The organism is Zobellella taiwanensis (genome assembly GCF_003012795.1).
In the GTDB taxonomy this organism is placed as follows: domain Bacteria; phylum Pseudomonadota; class Gammaproteobacteria; order Enterobacterales; family Aeromonadaceae; genus Oceanimonas; species Oceanimonas taiwanensis.
On sequence record NZ_PXYH01000001.1, the window covers coordinates 121,744 to 141,210 of the forward strand.

Genomic DNA, 19,467 nt, shown 5'->3' on the forward strand with positions numbered 1-19,467 from the left:
AACATGACCAACCGAATTCACGCTTTGGTGAAACAGTCCTGCCTGTTCGCCGTGCTGGCCGTTTCTGCCACCGCCGCCCAAGCCCAGTTGATTGGCGCCAATGCCGGCGCCCTGCCCGCGGAACAACAAAGCCGCTTTAACGCCCCTTCCGAGGCCGACCAAAGCGCCCAAAACAGCCAAACCCAGTGGCAAAGCGGCCGCTACGGCCCGGTTAACCCCCAGGGGCGCCCCGGCCTGGCCCCCCTGCCGCAAGACGAACTGCCCAGCTTTGGCAGCCATTTGTTCAGCGGCGGCTTTAGCGGCATGCGGGCCGATGGCCTTAACCCCGACTATGTGATCACCCCCGGCGACCAGGTTACCCTGCGGGTATGGGGCGCGGTAGAAATAGACCGGGTATTGCCGGTGGATGCCCAGGGCAACATTTTTATTCCCGGCGTGGGCCCCATTAAGGTACAGGGCATCAAGCACGGCCAGCTGGACGCCAAAGTACGCGCCGCCGTTAACTCCATTTATTCCAACAACGTGCAGGTATACACCAACCTGCAGGGCGTGCAGCCCGTGTCGGTGTTTGTAACCGGCTATGTGCAAAACCCCGGCCGCTTTGCCGGCACCCCCAACGACTCGCTGCTGTATTTTCTGGACCAGGCCGGCGGCATAGACGACGCCACCGGCAGCTACCGCAAGGTGCGGGTAGTGCGCGGCGGCAACACCATTGCCACCGCCGACTTATACGCCTTTTTGATTAACGGCACTCTGCCCAACCTGCAATACAAAGACGGCGACACCATAGTGGTGGAAGAGCGCGGCCCCACCGTAACAGTAGAAGGCGACGTAGCCCGCCCCTACCGCTACGAACTGCAGCCCGGCGCCATGACCGGCCAAACCCTGCTCGAACTGGCCCGGCTCAAGTCCAACGTAACCCATGTGCTGCTGCGCGGCGCCCGCGCCAACGGCCCCGTTTCCAGCTATATAGACCTGCCCGATTTTCGCGGCCAGGCACTGCAAAGCGGCGACCAGGTGGTGTTTAGCAGCGACATGCGCGACGACACCATCGTAGTGGAACTGGAAGGCAGCTACTACGGCCCCTCCCGCTTTGCCCTGCCGCGCGATGCCCGCCTGCACGAACTGCTGGATGCCATTGCCGTGCCGCAAAACATGACCGACGTACACAGCATCTCGCTCAAGCGCATTAGCGTGGCCGAGCGGCAAAAACAGGCACTCGAAGAAAGCCTGGCCCGGCTGGAAACCACCTATTTGGGGGCCTCTTCCTCCACCCCGGAAGAAGCGGAAATAAGGGTGCGCGAGGCGGAGCTTATCAGCAACTTTATTGAACGCGCCCGCGAAGTGGAGCCCAACGGCCGCCTGGTGCTGGCCAACGCCGGCACCATTACCGACATCCGCCTGCAGGACGGCGACGTCATTACCATTCCCGAGGTGAGCGACTCCATCCTTATCAGCGGCGAAGTGCTGGTGCCCCAGTCTGTGGTGTTTAGCGCCGGGCGCAGCGCCAAAGACTATATCGCCGGCGCCGGCGGCTTTACCGACCATGCCAATGAAAGCCGCATTTTGGTGGTGCGCCAAAACGGCGAAGTGCGCGAGGCAAACGACGTAACCCTGCGCCCGGGCGACGAAATTCTGGTATTGCCCCAGGCCCCCACCAAAAACCTGCAACTGGCCGGCACCATTACCCAAATTCTGTATCAGATTGCCATTGCGGCCAAAGTGGCGGTGGATCTGTAATGAGCACCCTGCAACGCCGCACGCCCTGGCAGGTAACGCGCAGCGTGTGGTTTGCCATGTTTATGCGGGAGGCCGTGTCCCGCACCATGGCCGACCGCATGGGCTGGTTTTGGATGATTGTAGAGCCAGCATCGGTTATCGCCATTATGGCGTTAATCCGGGCTCAGCTAAGTGGCAGCAACAAACTCATCATGAATGCCGATTTCATTCCCTGGATGATCATTGGCATGATGGGCTTTTTTCTAATCCGCGAAGGGCTAAGCCGCAGCCAGGGGGCTATTGGTTCTGCTCATGCGCTGTTTGCTTACCGCCAGGTTCAACCAATAGACAGCGTGCTGGTGCGTACCTGGGTAGACGGCATGCTGCGCACAGTAGTGTTTGTGCTCTTTGTATTTGGCGGCATGCTGCTGGGGCTGCATATTTTCCCCGATAATGTACTGCTTGGGTTACTGGGCTGGGCCTCACTATGGGCGCTGGCACTGGGCTTTGCTCTGGTCATTTCTGTTACCGCCCGGTTGGTTCCTGAAGTGGGAAAAATCATTAATATGCTCAGCCTGCCACTCATGATTTTAAGCGGTGCTATTTTGCCGCTTAACAGCCTGCCCCACAGCATTCTGGAATATTTAATGCTTAACCCTATAGTGCATGGGCTGGAGCTGCTGCGTGCCGGTTTTTTTGAGCGCTATCATATGGTACCCGGCACCAGCCCGCTTTATTTGTGGCTATGGATATTAGGGCTGAACGCAGCGGGTTTGTTGATGTACCTTCGCTATAAAGAAAGGTTAAAAGCCAAATGATTACGCTCAGTAACCTTTATAAACGCTATAACAACCGGGACGGCCGCGAGGCTCCCTGGGTGCTGAAAGACATTAATCTCACTATTCCTACAAACGTAAGCGTGGGCTTGCTGGGCCGCAATGGTGCCGGCAAAAGTACATTACTGCGCTTAATTGCCGGCATGGACAGCCCGGAAAAAGGCAAAGTAGAACGCCATTGCCGGGTGTCTTGGCCCATAGGCCTTTCCGGTGGCTTTCAAAGCTCCATGACCGGGCGGCAAAACGTAAAGTTTGTAGCGCGGGTGCATGGTGCCGGCATGGACGTGCACCGCATTATAAAATCGGTAGAAGACTTTGCCGAGCTGGGCAGCGCCTTTGACCGCCCCATAAAAACCTACTCATCAGGCATGCGCTCCAGACTTAATTTTGGCTTATCTCTGGCGTTTGATTTTGATGTTTACCTCTCGGACGAAGCCACCGCCGTAGGCGACCGCGCCTTTAAAGACAAAGCAGCCAAAGCCTTTAAAGACAAGGTGGGTCAGTCCAGCCTGATAATGGTGTCGCACTCCGAAGGCATACTTAAAGACCTCTGCCAGGCCGGCATTTACCTTAAAAACGGCCAGGCCCATTGGTATGACGACATAAATGACGCCATAGCGGCTTATCACGAAGAAACGTCCCCGCCTCCGGCGGGGTAAAACCCCCTCCCAACCTCCTCCTTGGAAAGGGGGAGGAGCAAAAACCCCCTCTCCTTATCAAGGGGAGCCAAACGCTTTGCTCCCTCCCCTTTTTAAGGGGAGGGCTGGGGTGGGGTTAAAACAAACAACACAGAACAAACAAGCACAACGCAGAAGCCACAAACAACGCCGCGCAACTTAAAGCTTACAGCTATGTCACCGCTGCTATAGAACATCTTCTTACTCAAATTTAGAACTGAGATCCCATGAAGCACTTTGTTAAACAAAACCCCCATTGGGCACTCGCCCTTGCGGCCATTATCGCCGTTGCCTTCTACTGGTTTGCCTGGGCATCAGACAGGTACGTATCCCGCGCCACCGTAGTACTGGAAAGCCCGCAAATAGCCGCCCCCGAGTTCAGCTTTGCCAGCCTGATTAAAGGCGGCGGTGGCCACAGCGATCTGCTACTGCTGCGCGAACACCTGCTATCTACCGACATGCTTAACACCGTGCTCAAGCAACTGCCTTTTCGTGAGCACTACAGCGAAAACGGCGACCTGTTCGCCAGCCTGTGGAACAAAGATGCTCCCATAGAAGAGCTGCATAAATACTATAAAAAACGCGTAAGCGTAGAGCTGGATGAATACGCCGGCGTATTGAACATAGAAGTGCAGGCCTTTACCCCTCAGTTTGCTCACGATCTGGCTCAATTGCTGTTAAGCGCCGGCGAAAACCACATGAATGCCATGGGCCAGCGCCTGGCAGAAGAGCAGGTTAAATTTCTGGAAAAACAAACCGACCGCCTGGGCGACCGGCTGGACGAAGCCCGGGCCAACCTGCTGGCATTCCAGAACGAACATGGTCTTATCTCGCCCATTCATACCGTAGAAAGCCTTAACCAAGTAGTGGGCACGCTAGAAGGTGAACTGGCCCGCCTGCAGGCGCGCTACACGGCGGCACAAAGCTACCAGAGTGTGCGCTCTGCCGAGCTGGTGCAAATAAAAGCCGAAATAAACGCCCTGCAACAGCAAATTGGCAAAGAGCAAAACCGCCTTGCTAAAGAAACCGGCAGCGCCCTTAACCAAATATCCGCCGGCTATCAGGCCCTTGAGTTAAAAGCCCAATTTGCCCAGCAAACCTACTCCAGCGCCCTGGCCGCACTGGAAAGCACCCGTATAGAAGCCGCCCGCAAGCTCAAGCAGGTAAGCGTGCTGCAAAGCCCGCTGCAGCCGGAATATGCCACTCAGCCCAAGCGGCTTTATAACGCCAGCATGTTTGCCATTATCACCCTGTTCCTGGCCTTTATTGCCAACATGATGATGCTGATCATTCGCGACCACCGGGATTAATCACCATGACCTCAACCTCCACTCACACCCTGGTGCACATAGGTGCCGGCAATGGCAGCCAACTGCTGCAACACCAGGCAATGCAACCGGCCCGCTGGGTGCTGATAGAGCCCGTGCCAACCCATGCCAATAGCCTGCGCCAAAAATATCCCAGCGCAGAAGTATGGGAGCTGGCCATCAGCTGCCAGCACAATAACCAGCCGGCAAACTTAACCGAATTTAACCTGAGTGAAGCCAGCAGCCTGCACCAGCCCAGCGGCCTGCTGCAGCTCTATCCGGGCATAAAAGCAGTGCGGCAGCACCAGGTGCAAACCCAAACTCCAGCCACCATGATGGCCAGGCTGCAACTGCCTGAGGGCGAACAACACAAGCTGGTAATAGAAGCAAATGGCGAAGAAACAGCCATTATAGAGGCATTAACACAAGCCGGCCTGTTACAGCAATTCAAACAAGTGCAGCTGGCCTTGCCTGCTACGCCTCTTTATATACATGAACAACACACAGAGCAGTTACCACAGCTATTGCAAAGCTGTCATTTTGAGCTGACCAAAGAAAACACCGATGATCCCGACATTCACGTGCAGCTATGGCAGTTTAACCAGCACTCATATCAGCTTGCACAGCAGCGCGAAACACTGCTTGCCCAAATTCAGGAACAAGCACAACAAATCACCCAGCTGACCACTCAGCTGCAGCAAGAGCAGACTAAGCACACTGCGGCCAGCCGCCATGCAGACTCTCTTAAGTCCCAACTGGCTGAACTCAAAACCAAAAATGCAGAGTCTGGCCAACAACTTGTCGACTTGCAGCAAAAACTGAACGAGCAGTCCCGACAAAGCCAACAGCTGGCTGAACAACGTGAGACGCTGTTGGCTCGCCAAAACGAGCATAAACGGCAAATAGCCGAGCTGAACACTCAGCTGGAACAAGAACAAAACAAACACGCTGCCGCCAGCCGCCATGCCGAAACCCTTAACAGCCAACAGGCAGAGCTTAATGCCAGGATGGTCACCACGGAACAGGCTCTGGCAGATACACAAACCCAGCTTGCTACCAGCGAAGAAGAGCTCACCAAATATAAAAGCTACTTTCAAAACCGCAAAAAGCAGCACGAAGCTGCCGAGCAGCAAATAGCTGAACTCACTCAACAGCTAAGCAGTGCCAACGAGCAAATAAACCAGCTAACAACACAACTGCAACAGCAGCAACAGGCCGGCAGCAAGCTCAGCGAGCTGGAGCAAAAAATGGAACAGCTGTTTGCCAGCCAGGCCGAGCAGCTGCGGCAAAACACCAACGCCCTGGGCCAGCATGTAACCAAAATGCATGCAAGCAGCAACCGCCAGTGGCAGGCAGCACTGGCCGTGCAACACAGCCTCAGCTTTGGTGAACAACCACTGCAGTTTTCAGACACCAGCATAAGCCCGGAGCTGGCACAGCACCTGATAACACTGGTGCAAAACAATAACTACGATCTGATTATTGAATTTGGCAGCGGCCACTCTACCTCACTGCTGGCACGAGCCTTGTTAGGCCAACACAAACGCTGGCAAGGCAATGGTCAGCTGGCCTTAAAAAACAATGAGCCACAAACACAGCTGGTGCCCAGCGAGCACGACCTGCCCAAACGGGTAATAAGCTTTGAGCACAACAAAAACTACCACCAGCAAACACAGCACAGCCTGCAGCAACAAGGCCTGAGCGAAGTAGTTGAACTGGTGTATGCCCCGCTGGTGAACTGCACCTTTAGCCCGGAACAGTTGTTCTATGACTGTGAACCCAAATTGCAACAACTGGCCAGCTTGCTGCAAAACGAAGAAAAGCACATTCTGGTGCTGGTAGACGGCCCCTCGGCAGAGCCCACAGCACACAGCCGCACGCCTGCTCTGCCTGCCTTGCTCAACCACTTTGCCCGCCACCGGCTGGACGTGGTGCTGGATGACCACCACCGCGACAGCGAACAACAAAGCGCAGAGCAATGGCGCAGCCAGCTGGCTGAACGCAGCCTGAGCTTTAAAGAGCACATCTGGACCGGTGACAAAAGCGCCCTGCTACTTTCCATTAACCCTTAAGTGCAAACATTATGACTACTCAAACTTTGCTGGTTGCACAAGCCGTGCAGCATTACCGCAAGGGCGACTACAAGCAGGCCCTTAAGCACTATCAACAAGCCGCCGCCAAATATGGCCAGCACCTGTTTAAAGCCAATGTGCAGCTGTGCGAGCAAAAGCTGAACGGCAAGCCACCGCAACCTGCTGCCAGCAACACACTGCAAAGCAACGCCTCAAACAGCCAGGCACTGGCGCAGCAACTGGAACAAACCCAGCAGTTGCTGGAGCACTATTACACCCGCACTCAAGAGCTGAAATACCAGCTGCAAGATCGTTAACTACAGGAAGTGTCATGAAAGTTTTAACCGTGTTCGGCACCCGCCCAGAAGCCATAAAAATGGCTCCGCTGGCCTTACAGCTGGCCGCAGATGAGCGCTTTAATGCCAAAGTATGTGTAACCGCCCAGCACCGGGAAATGCTGGACCAGGTGCTGGACTTGTTTGAGCTGAAGCCAGACTTCGACCTGAACCTGATGAAACCCGGCCAGGACTTAACCGACGTAACCACCGGCATTTTGCAGGGCATGAAAAACGTATTTGCCGAATTCAAGCCCGACATTGTGCTGGTGCACGGCGACACTGCCACCACCTTTGCGGCCACCCTGGCAGCTTATTATCAGCAAATTCCGGTAGGCCACGTAGAAGCCGGCCTGCGCACCGGCAACATCTACTCCCCCTGGCCGGAAGAAGGCAACCGCAAGCTAACCGGTGCTCTGGCAGAAAAACACTTTGCTCCCACCAGCAACTCACAGCAAAACCTGCTGAATGAAGGAATAAATGCCAACCGCATTTATGTAACCGGCAATACCGTGATAGATGCGCTGCTGGAAGTCATTAAAAAGCTGGACACCAACCAGCCGCTGGCCGCCGAGCTTGCCGAACGCTTCAGCTTTTTGGATGCAAACAAAAAAATGGTGCTGGTAACCGGCCACCGCCGGGAAAGCTTTGGCGGCGGCTTTGAGCGCATTTGCCAGGCGCTGGCCAACACCGCCAAACAGCACCCGGACGTGCAAATTGTTTACCCTGTGCACCTTAACCCCAACGTGCGTGAGCCGGTAAACCGCCTGTTAAGCGAAGTAAACAACATTCACCTGATAGAGCCGCAAGACTACCTGCCCTTTGTGTATCTGATGAACCGCTCGCACATTATTCTTACCGACTCGGGCGGCATTCAGGAAGAAGCCCCCTCACTGGGCAAGCCGGTACTGGTAATGCGCGACACCACAGAACGCCCCGAAGCCGTAGCAGCCGGCACCGTAAAACTGGTGGGCACAGACACAAACGTGATTACAGAAGCGCTGAACACCCTGCTAACCGACAAAGCCGCCTACCAGCAAATGAGCTTTGCCCACAACCCCTACGGCGACGGCAAAGCCTGCCAGCGCATAATGGACGCTCTCTTAACCGAGCAAGCATAACTATTTACTCTCTCCCGGCTATCGCCCTTTTAGCTCCTCCCCCTTTTTAAGGGGGAGGCCGGGAGGGGGTTAAACAACAAAAAAGCAAAGAACCCAGGAAAAAAAATGCCTTACAACACTATCTCCGTAGTTGGCCTTGGTTACATTGGCCTGCCCACCGCCGCTGTATTTGCCTCACGCAAAAAGAAAGTAATCGGCGTAGACGTAAACCAGCACGCCGTAGACACCATCAACAAAGGTGAAATTCACATTGTTGAACCCGAGCTCGACATAGTAGTGCACGCTGCCGTAACCGAAGGTTACCTGCATGCCACCACCAAACCCGAGCCGGCCGATGCCTTTTTAATTGCCGTGCCCACCCCCTTTATTCACGACGACGCCGGCAACAGCCACAAAGCCGACCTCAGCTACATAGAAGCCGCCAGCAAAGCCCTGGCTCCGGTACTGAAAGCCGGAGATCTGGTAGTGCTGGAGTCCACCAGCCCGGTGGGTGCCACCGAAAGCATGGCCGCCTGGCTGGCGGAAGCTCGCCCCGACCTCACCTTTCCGCAAACCCACGGGGAAGATTCCGACATTCGCATTGCCCACTGCCCCGAGCGGGTGCTGCCCGGCCATGTAATTCGCGAACTGGTAGAAAACGACCGCGTAATTGGTGGCATGACCCCCAAATGCAGCCAGGCCGCAGCAAACCTCTACAAAATTGTGGTAGAAGGCGAATGTGTGATCACCAACGCCCGCACCGCAGAAATGGCCAAGCTCACTGAAAACAGCTTTCGCGATGTAAACATTGCCTTTGCCAACGAGCTGTCCATTATCTGCAGCAAGCTGGATATTAACGTGTGGGAACTCATTGCTCTGGCCAACCGCCACCCGCGGGTAAACATTCTGCAGCCCGGTGCCGGCGTGGGCGGCCACTGCATTGCCGTAGACCCCTGGTTTATTGTGGACAGCTGCCCCGAAGAGGCAAAGCTTATTCACACCGCCCGCCTGGTAAACGACAGCAAACCCCAGTGGGTGCTGGAGCAGGTGCGCAAACAGCTGGATGCCATTCACTGCACCCAGCCGGAAAAAACCCGTAGTGACATTACCGTGGCCTGCTTAGGGATCGCCTTTAAGCCAGACATAGACGACCTGCGTGAAAGCCCGGCTCTTGGCATTGCTCAGCAAGTAGCCGCCCTTGGCTGCAAGGTGCAAATTGTAGAGCCCAACATCGAGGCACTGCCCGCCAAACTGCAGGCCGACAATGTAAGCCTTACTCCGCTGCACCAGGCGCTGACCCAGGCCGATGTGGTCTGTGTGCTGGTAAAACACAAACCCTTTATCAGCCAGGTGGCCGAAGTGGCCGAGTGCAAACATCTGGTGGATGCCGTGGGCCTGACTGGCTAACCAAACCTCACTCCGGCGCAAGCCGGAGTTTTTAAACGCACCGTCATTCCGCCACTAACAAAAAGAACAAGCATGGATCAACTCATAGAACACGCCCTCACGCTTGCCAGCCAACCGGCAACGCCACTTATTGCGCCCATCAAAAACCGCATTGCCTATGTGGTAAGCCATGGCCAAAGCTACGCCAGCCACGGCTACGCCATTCGCACGCAGGGCGTAGCCAAAGCCCTGAACGAACACGGCTTTGATACCCTGTGTTTTGTGCGCCCCGGCCGCCCCTGGGAGCTGGGTGCCACCGCACAGCCAGAAAGCACCATAGATGGCGTGCGCTACATTCACAGCCGCTGGAACACAGTGGCACCAGCCAGTGAACAAGCACACCTGGAGCAAAGCGTGCAGCGGTTTATTGAGTTGTTCCGGGTTTATCGGCCGCAGGTAGTGTTGGCGGCTTCCAACTATATAGTGGGCCTGCCGGCCTGGATTGCTGCCAGGCGGCTGGGCCTGCCTTTTTATAATGAAGTGCGCGGCTTTTGGGAGCTGAGCCGGGATGCCCGTGAACCCGGCTATGCCAAGATCAGCGAATTTAAAGCAGAAGCCCTGCGCGACACCTTTGTAGCCAAACAGGCACAAAAAGTATTTACCCTTAACCAGCCCATGACCGATGAGCTGATTAAGCGAGGCATAAGCGCCAACAACATAGCCATAGTGCCTAATGGAGTGAGCAAGCTTCCAGAAATTAAACCTGCAGACCCGCAATTAAAAAAAAAACTGAGCATAAAAGACAACGACAAAGTCATAGGCTATGTGGGAAGTTTTAATCATTATGAAGGGCTTGAAACCCTACTGGAAGCCTGCGAACATCTAATAAAACAAGGCGAAGCCATTAAGCTGCTGCTGGTAGGCGATGATCAACCCATTACTGCCGCCAGCGGCACAAACAAGGCAATGGCAGACAAACCCTGGCTGACTCAGGTGGGCAGAGTGCCCCATGAACAGATTGCCGACTACTACGCCCTGCTGGATGCGGTGGTGATCTCCCGCAAGCCCCTGACAGTGTGCAATATTGTGCCACCGATGAAGGCCGCCGAGGCCCTGGCCTACGGCAAGCGCCTGGTGGTCTCCGATGTAGCGCCACTCGCCGAATACGCCGACAAGTACGATGGCGTAGTGAGCTTCGAAGCCGACAGTGCCACAAGCCTGGCCACAGCCCTTCAGAGGTCACTGAAGCTGCCGGCGCAGAAACCGAGTACGGAGCTGCTATTCTCGGCGCATACCGAGCCGATGGCCAAGGCTCTGAAAGTAGAGGAGAGTGCTGCGGGTCAGAAGGCATCTCAATCAAACACGCTAAAAAATCATGCACCTTTAGCCAAGGAAAATGCCAGCAAAGCGAAGCGTAGTGATACTTATGTTCTAGCTGAAAGCAGCATAAAGGCAATGCTTTTTGTTGATAGCTCTGAAGACAAAAACGGCTTGTTGTCGCTAAAAGAAAAATCCTTCACAGTGACTATCGACTCTTGGATTGATGATGCAGAAGATCTAGATGTTGAGTTGTTCTGTCGAGTTAACGACGAGGCGCTAATAGAGAAAAATGCAGGCATTGCAAAGGTTAGTTTCCTAGATGCAAAAGGAAAAGCTATAGAAAAGCCAGGCCTCAATAATTTAAGCTGGTCAGAATATCTAGGCTGTTGGTATTTTTATTTCAAACCTGAAAAGGCCAAGGCTGAATCCAAATCTGCACTTTCCTTTATCAAGCCAAAGGGCGTGTCTAAAGTAGAGGTTACGTTCAGCAAGTGGCATGTTGCTGACGTTAGCTTAAAAAACTCAATCACGATAACAAAGCGTCCCTCCATCCAGCACTTTCTGCGAAGCGACTTTTCCAAAATAATTGGCGAGATAGAGAATCCCGTTATTAAAAGCGCTGTTAAAAAGAGCAAGGGCAAGCTTTGCTATATATTAAACCATAGCTTGCCCTATCAGTCGGAGGGGTACGCAACACGAGCACATGGCCTTGCGAAAGCAATAGGTGCTACAGGTGCGGAAGTAGTGTGTATCAGCCGGCCAGGCTTCCCATGGAGCTTTATTAAAGAATATAAGGACCAAACCTTACCAGGAAAAGAAACGATCGAGGGTGTTGAATACCAGCGCCTGCGTGAGCCAAAAGGGTGGAAGGGAACGCACAACTACATCGCCAAAGCCGCTCATGAGTTGGAGAAAAAGCTTGTAGAAATCAAGCCCTCCTGCGTCATGGCAGCCTCTGATTTTAAAAACGCGATGCCGGCCTATTTGGCTGCTCGGCGTTTAGGCATTCCTTTCATATACGAAATGCGCGGTTTCTGGGAAGTAACCCACGAGTCGCGTGATCCTTCAGCCGTACAGACCTCCAATTATCATTTAACGCAGTACCTGGAGACACTGCTAGCACGGCATGCAGATCACGTATTCACGTTGACAAAGGCGATGCAGCAAGCGCTAGTGGGTAGAGGCTTACCAAGCGAGCAAATATCCTTGCTGCCTAATTCGTGCGATCCAGCAACATTTGATCCGAAAAATAACTTAAAAAACAAGGTGCTGCTAAGCCAGCTTAATATCCCCGACAATGTGCCGGTGATTGGCTATATAGGTACGTTCAACGCCTATGAGGGCCTAGACGACTTAATGCATGCCTGCGGTAAGCTTTACCGTGAAGGGGTGGTATTCAGAGCCTTGCTGGTAGGCTCTGAGCCTTCAAGTCGTGCCGGAAAAGGGCCTTGCGCTTCCGAGATAGAGTCTATAGCAACGAGTTACGGGTTCAAAGACTGGTTGATCATGCCGGGACGAATCCCCCATGATCAAGTGAGTGACTATTACTCCTTAATCGATATTGCCCCTTTTACAAGGAAGCCGTTGCCCGTTACGGAGTTGGTCTCCCCCTTGAAGCCATTGGAAGCGATGGCGATGGAAAAAGCGCTGGTAGTGTCATCTGTCGGTGCGCTCGCAGAGATGGTACAGGATGGCAAAACAGGTCTTGTTTATGAGAAGGGGAATATTGACAGTCTAGCAGGCAAGCTAGCGAGCCTGTTGACTGATGCGTCTATCCGGCAGCAGATGGGCAAACATGCCCGCCAATGGGTGATGGGTAACAGAACCTGGAAAATCTGTGCCGAAAGAGTTCGTGAAAAGGCTCACTATTTTGAAGAAAATCCTCCCGCGGTAACGATACCGCCCAAAAAGCAGCTGCCAAGCAAGCTTGCAGCTCAGTATAAAGTGGCCTTCATTGCTGATGAGTTTAGCTACAACAGCTTTAAAGATGAGTTCCAAGCGATTGTCATTGAGCCGTCAAATTGGAAGCAGCTGTTTACAGAGCATAAACCTGATATCTTTTTCTGCGAGTCGGCCTGGTCAGGGGTAGACTCCAAAAGAAGGCCTTGGCAAGGCAAGGTGTATACGAGTGTTAACTGGAAGAATGAAAATCGTACAGTCCTTCTCAGTATCCTCGATCATTGTCGCCAGGAAGGAATTCCAACCGTTTTTTGGAATAAAGAAGACCCGACTCACTTCACGGACCGTGTGCATGACTTCATCGCAACCGCGAAAGAGTTTGACTATGTGTTTACAACGGCTGAGGAGTGCTGTGAGCTCTACAAGCAAGAGTACGGAGTCAAGAATGTCTTCGCACTGCCATTTGCAACAAACCCGAGGCTCTTTAATCCCATAGCTGCAAAGCCCCGCACCAATAAAGTAGTGTTTGCAGGTAGTTGGTATGCGAATCATGAGGAGCGTTCTGCCGTGATGGAGCGCATCATGGATGCGTTACTTGAGAGCGGATATGAATTAGAGGTGTATGACCGGTATCATGGCTCAGGTGACCCACTCCACGAGTGGCCCGAAAAGTACAGGGAATTTATCCGTCCAGGACTGCCACATCAACAGATGCCGGACGTTTACCGGTCAAGCCAACTTGGGCTGAACTTCAATACGGTAACAGACTCAGCAACAATGTTTGCCAGAAGAGTCTTTGAGCTAATGTCTTCTAACACCTTAGTGATTAGCAACTATTCTAAGGGGGTAGACAAGATGTTCGGCGATTTGGTGGTTTTTGCGGATAGAGACGCCGATAGGCTGAAGTCACTTTCGAGTCAGGAGGTAGAAGAACTCAAGGAGCGAAGCCTCCAGCTGGTACTTGAGCAGCATACCTATACAAATCGTTGGCAAGAAATCCTGACCAAGATAGGCGCACCATGGCGACAAGACAATAAGGGCCTCACGTTTGTATGTAGAGTAGCCAGTGATGAGGATGCAAGTAGGGCCATTGATCATTACCAGAATCACTATGCCAGTAATGATGACAACCAGCTTCTATTGTTGGTTGCAGAGAGTGTCGACCCGCTGCAGGTGACGGAGTTCTATAAAAAATACAATAGAGTTGGCATCACTGTTACCTGCATGCATCATATTAAGCACTATGCATTGTCGGGAAGGTACCAGCCCATTGAGACAAAGTACTTTGTCTATGGGACTGCTGAACAGCTCCCATCTGGCGCATGGATCAAGAAGGCAACTCCGCATTTGGCATACGCAATCAACATACCGCTTACACCTCAACAAGGGAGTGCTTACTCACTGGGTAGGGTGAGTAACAGCGATGTTTTTCTAGGCCACGCAACTGACTTCCTTGCCATTATGAAAGAAATCAATAGTGGTTCAGCTAAAGCATTTCAAGTTTGAGGTTTGATGATGATTGCCGTATCGATAATTGTCCCATGCTTTAATGCCTACTCGAAAATAGGGCGCTGTTTAGCATCTTTGCGCTCGATAGACTTCCCTAGCGATGACTACGAAGTGATATTTGTGGATGATAAATCCACCGATGGTACCTACGAAATGCTGAAGGCTGAGTGCGAGACAGTAAAGAACTGGTCGGTGACACAGCTACAAAACAACAGCGGATCGCCATCGAGGCCAAGAAACGAAGGGGTTAAGTTAGCGAAAGGAGAGTACGTATTTTATCTTGACTGTGATGATGAGATTCTCCCTACCACATTAAAAGCCTATTATAATCATGCGGCTAAAAGTGATGCATGTGTAGTGCGCGGGCCATTGTTGGCTGACGATGGAAAAAGAAAGATTTTGATGAACACGATACCAGAGTGGTCTTCAAGATTTTCAAAAAAAGAACGCGTATCGAAGATAATCGAAAAGCAGAGCACTACACCGCCACAGCTTGTTAGAACGCAACTGGTCGTATCAAAAAGAATTGAATGGCCAGAAAAAATAAAAATGGGTGAAGACACCCTTTTTCTAGTTGATGTATTATGCAATGCAGAAAATATTGAGTATTTGGATGAGCCTTGCTATATCTACAATAAAAGGCCTGCATTAACTCTATCAACAACCCAGGCTTATGGCGATAAAGAGCTAAGTGACCACATAACCGTATGGTCGCTGGTACAGTCTAAGCTTGGAGAAGTTGGTGTTGATTATTCGAAAACTCGTTTGTTTGTTGGTTTGTCAACATCGCTAAAGTCGCTGATACACAAAAATAAAAATGATATAAAAAATGAAACCTTTTCTAGGTTTTCATCTTTTTTGAAAGAGCACGAAGCCGTTATCAATGATTATAAACTGAGTGAAAGGTTAAAAGAGATTGTTATCAGTGCTTTAAAAAAAGACTTCAAGGAGTTTAAAAATCTTTGTAGGCCAAGGCTTTTAGTCGCTGGGCATGATCTAAAGTTTATCACACCGGCTGAGACGGCTCTTTCTGAGCACTTTGATATTCGTTACGATAAATGGGAAAGCCATACCGGCCATAATGAAAAACAAAGCAAAGAGCTGTTAGGGTGGGCGGAGGTGATTTGGTGTGAATGGATGCTAGGCAATAGCCTATGGTATTCAAATAACAAAAAAGGAAATCAAAAGTTAGTTATTCGTATGCATAGGCAAGAACTTGGTACCGTCTATGCAGAAAAAATTGATTTTAATAATGTTGACGTTGTTTTCACTGTTTCTACACTTTTCTTCGAGCGTGTTATTGAGAGATTTCCTAATATTCCCCGTCGTAAAGTTAGGGTTTTGCCCAACTATGTTGATGTTGATGCTTATGGAAAAGAATGGCATGATGACCGGCTTTTTACCTTAGGGATGATAGGAATATTGCCTTCCAAGAAAAACTTCCACCTTGCTTTAGAAGCGCTGAGAACTTTAAAGAAAAAAGATAGTCGCTATAAACTTATTGTCTATGGAAAAAAGCCTGAGGATCTTCCCTGGTTGACTAAAAATAAAGAAGAGATGGCATATTTTGAAAGGTGCAATAGTTACATAAGTGAAAATGTCCTTGACGACTCAGTGAGGTTTAGAGGCCACTGCGATATAAAGAAAGCTTTAGCTCATGACCGTGTTGGGTTTGTACTTTCCCTAAGTGAGTCTGTACAGGAGTTGCCCGGATTCGAAAGCTTTCATCTTGCTGTAGCGGACGGTTTTGCTTCAGGTGGAGTTAGTTTGATTAAGAAATGGGCGGGTTGTGAGTATATCTTTCCAGGCACTGTCATCTTTGAAAGCACGTCAGGTCTTGTGGAAGCCATCCTAGATTTCTCAGCGGACAAAGATAGATTTAAAACATTGTCTTATTCTGGCGTCTCTTTCTTAAAAGAAAATTATGCCCTAACCGAGTTTGTGAAAAATATAAAGTCAGAAGTGAGTGCTTTGTGAAATATCTAAAGTATGCCGGATTTGAACCTTTCCCTCTATCGTTGCCGCTCGATTGGACTGCTGACCCTTACAAAAACTTAAACTGGAGACATAATCTGTGCAGTCTTCGTTGGTTGGGAAGTTTTAGTGATGAATTCAAGGTAGACATTATAAAAGACTTTTACAATTTCCATGTTGTAAAAGGAAAGAAGAATCCTCTCTTCTCTGAAAGGAAGGGAGCCCACACTATGTCTATAAGGCTGAAAGTATTAGTTGACTTTTACTTGAGTTCCCTCGGGAAGCTTTCGGTCTCGGATGTTAAGGCTATAAAAGATTTGATTTTTTCCGATATTAAAAATCTTTTATCAGAAGATAATTACAATGCTGGCCATAATCATGGCCTCATGCTTGATTTATCCTTGCTTTATTGTGCAAGTAGCTTTAAAGAAAGTGGTGATTTCTTTGATGTTAAGATGGTTTTTGACAGGGCATCAAAAACGCTTTCTCAGATGTTTAACAGTTCTGGTTTTACAAAAGAGCACTCTATAGTTTACCAACCCTTTAATGCTGCGCTTGCCAATGAGTTGTTTGACTATGCTGCTGATTTCAAGCAAAGTGAGTTGATTGAATTTATACAGAAAATCAATAACGCTACTGATAAACTTTTGGCAATGGCGAAACTGTCTGATGGGCATTATTTGACAGTTGGTGATAGCTTTAGGAAGATCGACCCATCCCTTATTGAGAAGTCGATAAAAAATAAAACTACAAAAAACAAAAATAGCTTAAACGTTGATCATGATTTGCTTTTGGATACCAAAGCAGGGATCTGTTTGTATTCTAAAAAAGATAATAGCTGTCAAATAAAATTAGCTTTTACCTCTTGCTGGCATTCCAATGCCCATAAACAAAACGACGAATTATCATTTATCCTGGAATATAACGGCATCTGTATTTTTGATGATGTTGGCTATACTGAATTTGTTACTGACAAGGGTAGAGAGTGGCACCGCTCTGAGTCTGTCCACTCTAATTTCTCCGTGCAGGCGATTGAGTGGAGCAAACGGCAAAAAACTGACAAAAACTCACTCGTCACCTATGCGGAAAATAATCACAACCATTTAGTGGTTAAGGGGCATCACACCAGGTTTGCAAGCACTCCTGTCGAAAGATTGCTCGCTTTAGATAAAGAACGACAAACCATTTACATTAAAGATTCTTTTTTTACGCTTGAAAAGCTGGGTGGTGTGATTGAAACTCGCTTTGTACTGCATCCGTCCATTAGCGTTAATTTTAATAATAATGACATTGAGTTCCTGTCGAAAGGTGTTTGCATCGCACGGCTTACGGTACAGGAATCTAAAAGCAAAATCTTGGAAATTAAAAAAGAGAGAATTGATTATGTTGAAAACAATCGTTCAAAAGTTTCCAGTACTGACGTCATAAAGATTCTCAGTGAGTGTCCCGAAAGCCAGAGCTATGATGCGACCTACAAAATAGAGCTCATTAGCAACAATGCTTTAACTGTTCGCTATGATGACGAACAATCTGTTGGATACAATATACTAAACAATAATGCCTGGTTTACACCAAGGTTTGGCACTGTTCCTTTTGGTCCAGGTGTCAAAATAGACTGGAGTCTCGATCCATTTAGTAACCGAAGCTGGGTTTGGCTTTTCCATCAATTAGCTTTCATAAAAGACTTGCTCAACTATGACAAAGATGATTCATCGGGAAAAGGCTTAAGCTTTTGTCTTGGTGTATTAAAGAGTTGGTGGGAGAATAATAAAGACGTGCCATTCACGTCTGACGTCGTTTGGCATGATCATGGCTCAGCCTTGCGGTTACGGCGTATACTCGATGTGTTTAACCAGCTTTCTGGGGCAAGGGCTTTAACTAGTGATGAGAGCGGGTTTTTTGATTGCTTAATCAAAAAGCATGCTGATTACTTAGCAGATGAGAAATTTTATTCTCGTGGTAATAATCATGGCTTGGACCAGACTATAACTCTTTTTCTGGCTTGCGTCTCTTTTAAAGAAAAAAACTGGGCGGCAGAATATTTATCTCTGTGTACGGACAGGCTTCGCTATGAAGTTGAGCGTATGTTTGATGGTGATGGTGGGCACTTTGAGAATAGCTGCCATTACCAAGGGTTGGGTATCACTCAGCTTTTAATGGTGTCGAATTTACTTCGTAAGCATAGAGATGTTTTATCTCCAGAAAGTGTCGTGTCTCAAGAGCTCATCGAAAAAGCTACTAAAGTGTTGTGCTTTATGGTTACGCCTCTTGGGAATTTTGCACCTATAGGTGATACAGAAGCGTCAAAGCCGCCTATAATTTTTCCTGACTATAGCAAACCAAATAACTACAGCAATTATCAGTTTGCCTTGAGCTGCGGCACGGAAGGAAAAGCGCTTAAAGATAACTATATGGTTTTACCTGAGTCAGGCTGGGCCTTTTATCGTAATACATGGAAAGATAAAAACGATTTTTATCTTTTGGCTAAGTGTGGTTATAAAAGCGACTACCATCGCCAAGATGATGACACAAGCTTTGTCCTTTATTACAAAGGCGAGGAGTGGATTACTGACGGTGGTCTGTATAACTATCAAGAATCAGATAGTGATCGTAAATTCATTCGCTCGCACCATGCACATAGCATGTCTGCACCAGTTGAAAAATCACCAATACGGAAAAACAAACTCTTAAAAGGCGAGTCGAGCTTATTAGGTGGTATAAATAGCGATGATTTTTTCTATGTAAAGATGAAAACTAACATTTTTGCTGGCTACAAGGTCGCTAGGCAATTGTCGGTTAAAAATGATCTCTCTTTGTCTATTTATGATTGCGTTGAGAATGAAAAAAACCAAGGGTTAACTCAGTATAGGACTCGCTTTGTAGTTCCAGTAGATAAAGAAATTTTAGTCCATGAAGATTGCATTGAAATAAAAAAGGGATCTTTGTCTCTGAGAATATTAATACTCTCTGATATTGCGTATGATGTTGGATTGAGCTCTATTTCAATATCAAGAAGTTTTAATGAGTTGATTGACGCTCAGGCGGTTGATATAAATTATTTCTCATCAGGCTTAACGGTAAATTATAAATGCCTTTGGTCTTTGTAGGTTGAGATTTCGGAGTTTTTATGATAACAGGCCGGTGAAAACATGGCGGCCATTCGCCACATGGCATTAAACGCCCCAAACAGTGATACCAGCTTCAAGGCTGGAATCAAACACAAACAGAAGCGGGCAAGTCGCAATACCGATTACCTGTCGCCAGTCCTGTAGGACTGGCGACAGGTAATCTTGCACTGGCTTAGTCTTTACATTAAAAATCGAATCGCAAGAA

General features: G+C 49.6%; 11 protein-coding genes and 1 pseudogene. All 12 read left to right on the forward strand.

Features of this window, described 5'->3' with window-relative positions; genetic code table 11:
• The first annotated feature begins 3 nt into the window (after nt 1–3).
• Nucleotides 4–1,740 (forward strand): polysaccharide biosynthesis/export family protein, encoded by a 1,737-nt coding sequence (locus C7I36_RS00570; RefSeq protein ID WP_106451804.1) that lies wholly within the window; start codon nt 4–6, stop codon nt 1,738–1,740.
• Nucleotides 1,740–2,537 carry an ABC transporter permease gene (locus C7I36_RS00575; RefSeq protein ID WP_106451805.1) on the forward strand — a complete coding sequence of 266 codons (798 nt, stop codon included), beginning with the start codon at nt 1,740–1,742 and terminating at the stop codon, nt 2,535–2,537. Before C7I36_RS00570 ends, C7I36_RS00575 begins: the two co-directional genes overlap by 1 nt.
• Entirely contained in the window at nt 2,534–3,214 is a 681-nt protein-coding gene (locus tag C7I36_RS00580; RefSeq protein ID WP_106451806.1) for an ABC transporter ATP-binding protein, read from the forward strand. Before C7I36_RS00575 ends, C7I36_RS00580 begins: the two co-directional genes overlap by 4 nt.
• A gap of 245 nt (nt 3,215–3,459) precedes the next feature.
• On the forward strand, nt 3,460–4,542 hold the full coding sequence (locus tag C7I36_RS00585) for a KpsE/RkpR family capsule polysaccharide export protein (protein ID WP_106451807.1): 1,083 nt from the start codon (nt 3,460–3,462) through the stop codon (nt 4,540–4,542).
• Between the two features lie 5 nt (nt 4,543–4,547).
• Nucleotides 4,548–6,611: a hypothetical protein gene (locus C7I36_RS00590; protein WP_106451808.1), complete on the forward strand. Its 2,064-nt coding sequence runs from the start codon at nt 4,548–4,550 to the stop codon at nt 6,609–6,611.
• A gap of 11 nt (nt 6,612–6,622) precedes the next feature.
• Nucleotides 6,623–6,928: a hypothetical protein gene (locus C7I36_RS00595; RefSeq protein ID WP_146137285.1), complete on the forward strand. Its 306-nt coding sequence runs from the start codon at nt 6,623–6,625 to the stop codon at nt 6,926–6,928.
• Nucleotides 6,929–6,942: 14 nt separating this feature from the next.
• Nucleotides 6,943–8,067, forward strand: coding sequence for a non-hydrolyzing UDP-N-acetylglucosamine 2-epimerase (gene wecB, locus C7I36_RS00600; protein ID WP_106451810.1), 1,125 nt, complete (start codon nt 6,943–6,945; stop codon nt 8,065–8,067).
• 105 nt (nt 8,068–8,172) lie between these two features.
• Entirely contained in the window at nt 8,173–9,453 is a 1,281-nt protein-coding gene (gene wecC / locus C7I36_RS00605; RefSeq protein ID WP_106451811.1) for a UDP-N-acetyl-D-mannosamine dehydrogenase, read from the forward strand.
• Nucleotides 9,454–9,525: 72 nt separating this feature from the next.
• Nucleotides 9,526–14,157 carry a glycosyltransferase gene (locus C7I36_RS00610; RefSeq protein WP_106451812.1) on the forward strand — a complete coding sequence of 1,544 codons (4,632 nt, stop codon included), beginning with the start codon at nt 9,526–9,528 and terminating at the stop codon, nt 14,155–14,157.
• 6 nt (nt 14,158–14,163) lie between these two features.
• Nucleotides 14,164–16,137, forward strand: coding sequence for a glycosyltransferase (locus C7I36_RS00615; RefSeq protein ID WP_219899570.1), 1,974 nt, complete (start codon nt 14,164–14,166; stop codon nt 16,135–16,137).
• Nucleotides 16,134–19,241 carry a heparinase II/III domain-containing protein gene (locus C7I36_RS00620; protein WP_146137286.1) on the forward strand — a complete coding sequence of 1,036 codons (3,108 nt, stop codon included), beginning with the start codon at nt 16,134–16,136 and terminating at the stop codon, nt 19,239–19,241. The genes C7I36_RS00615 and C7I36_RS00620 overlap by 4 nt, the downstream gene beginning before the upstream one ends.
• A 27-nt stretch (nt 19,242–19,268) precedes the next feature.
• A pseudogene (locus C7I36_RS17610) lies at nt 19,269–19,406 on the forward strand (ISAs1 family transposase); the annotation flags it as partial.
• Nucleotides 19,407–19,467 lie beyond the last annotated feature (61 nt).